The sequence below is a fragment of the Streptomyces spiramenti genome, assembly GCF_012034385.1.
Taxonomy (GTDB): domain Bacteria; phylum Actinomycetota; class Actinomycetes; order Streptomycetales; family Streptomycetaceae; genus Streptomyces; species Streptomyces spiramenti.
On sequence record NZ_JAAVJB010000301.1, the window covers coordinates 1 to 5,112 of the forward strand.

The 5,112-nt window shown below is 74.8% G+C and carries 4 protein-coding genes and 1 pseudogene; 1 reads left to right on the forward strand and 4 read right to left on the reverse strand.

Annotated elements, in window-relative coordinates; genetic code table 11:
* Positions 1 to 190: pseudogene (locus tag HCJ92_RS24485) on the forward strand (hypothetical protein); the annotation flags it as partial.
* Between the two features lie 22 nt (positions 191 to 212).
* Here the strand turns inward: HCJ92_RS24485 and HCJ92_RS22045 are convergent.
* The 4 genes from HCJ92_RS22045 to HCJ92_RS22060 form a co-directional block, all read right to left on the reverse strand.
* Positions 213 to 854: a hypothetical protein gene (locus HCJ92_RS22045; protein ID WP_167935365.1), complete on the reverse strand. Its 642-nt coding sequence runs from the start codon at positions 852 to 854 to the stop codon at positions 213 to 215.
* A 120-nt stretch (positions 855 to 974) separates the two neighbouring features.
* Entirely contained in the window at positions 975 to 2,411 is a 1,437-nt protein-coding gene (ahcY, locus tag HCJ92_RS22050; RefSeq protein ID WP_167935366.1) for an adenosylhomocysteinase, read from the reverse strand.
* 295 nt (positions 2,412 to 2,706) lie between these two features.
* Positions 2,707 to 3,921, reverse strand: a complete 1,215-nt coding sequence (gene manA / locus HCJ92_RS22055) for a mannose-6-phosphate isomerase, class I (protein ID WP_167935367.1) — start codon at positions 3,919 to 3,921, stop codon at positions 2,707 to 2,709.
* A gap of 92 nt (positions 3,922 to 4,013) precedes the next feature.
* Positions 4,014 to 5,112, reverse strand: a 1,099-nt coding sequence (locus tag HCJ92_RS22060; RefSeq protein WP_167935368.1) for an SIS domain-containing protein, incomplete at its 5' end; no start/stop codon positions are given.

A 5,112-nucleotide genomic window follows, 5' to 3' on the forward strand; every position in this document is an offset into this window, starting at 1 on the left:
GGCGGGGCCGCCGGCCCCCGGCACGGTTCCCGTCGTGCCCTTCCCCGCGGGGCCGACCCCGGTCGCCACGGGGCCGGACGGTGGCGGGCGCACCGGGGGCACCACCGACGGCTCGGCCACCCCGGCGGGGGAATCTGCGGTGCGCGGGGACGCGGCCGGGGCGCCGGGCGGTTTCTCGCTCCCCGGCTGACGACGGGCGGCGCCGGGCGGCCTCACTCAGGCGTTGCCGGCAGCGGCAGGGTGTCGAAGACGGACGGCGGTCCGTCGAGTTCCTCGAGCGTGACGCCCGGGGCGTCAAGCACCACGTCACCGGACAGGTGGACCACCGACCGGTCCCCCGTGGCGAGGTCGTCGATCCCGTAGCTGTGGACGGTGAGCGTCCCGGCGTCCGGGTCATGGTGGTCCTCGCTCGCCACCAGCGACCACGACCGGTCGACGGTCCGGGGCGCGAGCACGGGGTCGGTGAGCGCGAGGAGTCGGACGCGGGTCGCCCGCCCGGGGGCCGGGCGCAGCAGGCGGGCGAGTGCCACCAGGAAGGCCGGGGAGGTGCCGGTGAACGCCTTCGCCGCGGCGTGGCCCTCGCGGGCGTGCTGCCCGGTGGGGTCGGTCCGCACCCATCTCACGCCGTCGAGCGCGGCGCCGCGGAGCTGCCAGTCGCCGGCGACCGCTTCCAGGCGGATCGGGCGCCCGAGGTCGTCCAGAGCGAGGTCGAGCCGGCCGGTGGTCGCGCCGTCGGGTGCGGTGCGGTGGGCGACGTAGCGCCAGCCGGTGGGCCCGGGGGCGCAACGGAACCGCTCCTCACCGAGGGGTGAGCGGTCGTGGGGGTCGTGGAGGGTGTACCGGCCGCTGGGCATGGGCGCCACCGTACCCATGCGGTGGCGCGCGGCGGTGGCGGAGGTGAGGACGGCCCCCCCCGTTCGGGGACGGACCGTCGCCTCGCCGTCGTGCCGCTCCCGGATGGCGGGAGCGGACGGTCAGTAGCGGTAGTGGTCGGGCTTGTACGGGCCCTCGACGGGGATGCCGAGATAGGCGGCCTGCTCGTCGGTGAGGGTGGTGAGCTTGGCGCCCAGGGCGTCGAGGTGGAGGCGCGCGACCTTCTCGTCGAGGTGCTTGGGCAGCACGTAGACGCCGGTGGGGTACTCCTCGGTCTTCGTGAACAGCTCGATCTGCGCGATCGTCTGGTTGGCGAAGGAGTTGGACATGACGAACGACGGGTGGCCGGTCGCGTTGCCCAGGTTGAGGAGGCGCCCCTCGGAGAGCACGATGAGCTTCTTGCCGGTCGGGAACGTCCAGGTGTGCACCTGCGGCTTGACCTCGTCGCGGACGACGTCCGGCAGCAGAGCGAGGCCGGCCATATCGATCTCGTTGTCGAAGTGGCCGATGTTGCCGATGATCGCCTGGTGCTTCATCCGTGCCATGTCGGGGGCGAGGATGACGTCCTTGTTCCCGGTGGTGGTGATGAAGATGTCGGCGGTCTCGACGACGTCGTCCAGGGTGGCGACCTGGTAGCCGTCCATCGCGGCCTGCAGGGCGCAGATGGGGTCGATCTCGGTGACGATGACCCGCGCGCCCTGGCCGCGCAGCGACTCGGCGCAGCCCTTGCCGACGTCGCCGTAGCCGCAGACGACGGCGGTCTTGCCGCCGATGAGGACGTCGGTGGCGCGGTTGAGGCCGTCGATCAGCGAGTGGCGGCAGCCGTACTTGTTGTCGAACTTCGACTTGGTGACGGCGTCGTTCACGTTGATGGCGGGGAAGAGGAGCGACCCGTCGCGGAACATCTCGTAGAGGCGGTGGACACCGGTGGTGGTCTCCTCCGTCACGCCGCGGATCTCCGAGGCGGCCTGGGTCCACTTGGTCGGCGTCTCGGCCAGGGTGCGGCCCAGCAGCTCCAGGATGACGCGGTGCTCGTCGTTCTCCGCGGTCTCGGGGGACGGGGCCTTGCCGGCCTTCTCGTACTCGACGCCCTTGTGGAGCAGGACGGTGGCGTCGCCGCCGTCGTCCAGGATCATGTTGGGGCCGCCGGTGGGGGTGTCGTTCCAGGTGAGCGCCTGCTCGGTGCACCACCAGTACTCCTCCAGGGTCTCGCCCTTCCAGGCGAAGACGGGGACACCCGCGGCTGCGATGGCGGCGGCGGCGTGGTCCTGCGTGGAGAAGATGTTGCACGAGGCCCAGCGGACCCGGGCGCCCAGCGCCACGAGGGTCTCGATCAGGACCGCGGTCTGCACGGTCATGTGCAGTGACCCGGTGATGCGGGCGCCGGCGAGCGGCTGCGCCTCGGCGTACTCGGCGCGGATGGACATCAGACCGGGCATCTCGTGCTCGGCGAGCGAGATCTCCTTGCGGCCGAACTCCGCGAGGGCGATGTCCGCGATCTTGAAGTCCTGGAAGTCCTGCGGGATGGCGCTCGTCATGAGCTGCTGCTCCTCAGCTGTGTCGGAAGTGGGCAGGACGCGGCCACCGCCACGTGGACGGCCGACCGCGCAGTCCGTCGGAGGGCCTTCTTACCCCTCGGCCGGTGCGGCCTCACCGGCCGTCCGGCTGCCATCAGCAGCGACATCGCACGTCGTTCCCGAGGCTAACAGCCGCCCCCGAGGCCGCGCCATGACGCGAGGTGACGGTCGCCGCCCTGACCTCGCGCGGCAGGGGGCGGGGTACGCCTCGGCGCCGGGTGCGGGCCCGGGTCCGCGGTGTGTCAGGCACGGGACGTCAGAGCGCGACCGTGGCGCGGAAGAGCGTGCCCTCCCCGGAGCAGGCGGGCGCGGTGGCCGACGCCGGGACGAAAACCGCACAGCCGGGCGCGAGTTCGGTGACCGCGCCGTCCTCGCCGGTGAGCCGGACCGTCCCCTCGGTGCACAGCAGGATCTGCGGGCGGCCGGAGGGCAGCACCACGGGGGCGTCGGTCGCGGCCGGCCGGCGGCGGGAGAGCCGGAACTCGCTCACGGGCGTCTCGTACCGCTCCTCCCCGTCGGCGTCCGGGACGGGAAGGAGCACCCGGGGGTCGCCGCCGGTGAAGCGGACGATCCGCAGCAGCTCGGGGACGTCGACGTGCTTCGGCGTCAGCCCGCACCGGAGCACGTTGTCCGAACCGGCCATGATCTCCACCCCCAGGCCGCCGAGGTAGGCGTGGGGGACCCCGGCGTCGAGGAACAGCGCCTCGCCCGGGGCGAGCCGGACGTGGTTGAGGAGGAGCGCGGCGACGACGCCGCTGTCCCCGGGGTAGCTCCGCGCCAGCCGCGCGTAGGCGGCGCACGCGTCCGCGAACTCGCCCCCCTGCGAGGCGAGTCGTGCGGTCGCCCGCGCGACCTGCTCGACGGCCGCGGTGGCCGCGGTGGCCGTCGCGGCGGTGTCGGGGGCGAGGACCGCGGTGAAGACCTCGCGCAGCGCCGTCGCGTCCCGGTCGCCGCGGAGCGTGGCGGCGTGACCGGCGAGGGCGGGTACGCCGAGCTCGTCGAGGAGCCGGGCGGTGCGCGCGGGTTCACGGAAGCCGCAGAGTCCCTCGAACGGGGTGAGCGCGCAGATGAGTTCGGGCTTGTGCTGGTCGTCCTTGTAGGTGCGGTGGGGGGCGTCCAGCGGCACACCCCGCGCCTCCTCCGCCGCGAAGCCGGCGGCGGCCTGCGCCAGGTCGGGGTGGACCTGGAGGGAGAGAGGCGCGTCGGCGGCGAGGAGTTTGAGGAGGAACGGCAGGCGCGGGCCGAAGGCGGCACGGACGGACGGGCCGATCTCCGCGTCGGGGTCGGCGGCGATGACCTCGGCGAGGCTCACCGGCCCGGCGCCGCGGTCGACGCGGGAGGGGGCGCCGGGGTGGGCCCCCAGCCACATCTCCGCCTGCGGTTCACCGGTGGGCTCGACTCCCAGCAGCTCGGGGATGGCCGTCGTGGAGCCCCAGGCGTAGGGGCGCACCGTGTTGACGAGTCGTTCCATGGCGGGGGCTGCTCCAGTGCGGTCGCGGTCTCGGCTGCGTCGTCCCGGTCCGCTCCGTGGTCCGGCGACGGGCCGCGTCGACGCGGCCGGGGTCATGATCGGGCGGTCGCGGTGAGCGTCAGGTAAACGGCGGTGAAATCGAGCTGGGCGAGGAGTTCACCGGTGGCCTCCAACGGGCCGCCCTCCGCCGCGGTGAGCTCGCCGAAGGGGACGCCGTGCCGGAGCGCCAGGGCGCGTGCTGCCGCGGCGGCACGGGGCGCGGAGTCGTCACCGGGCGGGAGGTCCGCGGGCGCCGGACTGCCGAGGAGCACGACACGGGGGCGGAGTTCGGGTTCGTCGTCGGCGCGGTCGCGGAAGAAGTCGTCCTTGGCGGCGCCGCCGCGCTCCGCCGTGAGGAGCGCCGCGTGGGCGGCGAGCGCCCAGGGCAGCGGCGAGGTGAGGGCGGGGACGCCGGGCAGCGCGTGCAGCAGCCGGACGGCGTGGCCGGCGACGGCCGCCGCCGGCTCGCCCTCGCTCCACAGCAGGGGCAGGGTGCCCTCGCACCCGACGGCGAGCGACTTGGCGGGGTTCTCCTGGGTGGGCACCACCGGGCCGCACCGCTCCGCCGTGGCGTCGAGGCGGTCGGCCAGCGCGTCGATCGCGGCGTCGTCGGCCTCGCAGACCCCGAGCCGGTGGCCGAGCATCAGGGTGGCGGTGAGGAGCGGCCAGTGGCCGCCGGGGGCGGCGGGATGGTCCGCCGGTTCGAGGTGGTCCGCGGTGGTGGCGCGCAGGGCGGGCCCTCGACGGCGGGCGGTCGCCTCGGCCAGTGGGGAGTCGGCGGGGGCGACCGAGGCGAGGGCGCAGCCGCGGCGGTGCGCCTGGTCCAGAAGTTCGACGAGGCCGTCCTCGGAGCCGTCGGCGGAGGTGATCACCACGACGTCGAGCGGGCCGGCCCAGCGGGGCAGTCGCCAGCGCAGCAGGCCGGGGTCGGCGAGCGGTCCGGACGGGGTGAGGAGGGCGACGCGGACGGCGCCGTCGCCGAGTGCGGCGAGCAGGCCCGCGGCCAACGGGACGTCGGGCCCCGTGCCGGCGAGGAGGACGGTCCCGGGTCGGCCTTCGGGACGCAGTGGTGCGAGGGCGTCCGCGGTCGCGGAGGCGACGTCGGCGCGCAGCAGGTGGAAGGGCTTGCCCTGGTCGACGCCGTCCAGCGTC

Bases quoted from the DNA above. Each gene is read 5' to 3' on its own strand.
- HCJ92_RS22045 (WP_167935365.1), bottom strand. From the start codon at position 854: ATGCCCAGCGGCCGGTACACCCTCCACGACCCCCACGACCGCTCACCC.
- ahcY (WP_167935366.1), bottom strand. From the start codon at position 2,411: ATGACGAGCGCCATCCCGCAGGACTTCCAGGACTTCAAGATCGCGGAC.
- manA (WP_167935367.1), bottom strand. From the start codon at position 3,921: ATGGAACGACTCGTCAACACGGTGCGCCCCTACGCCTGGGGCTCCACG.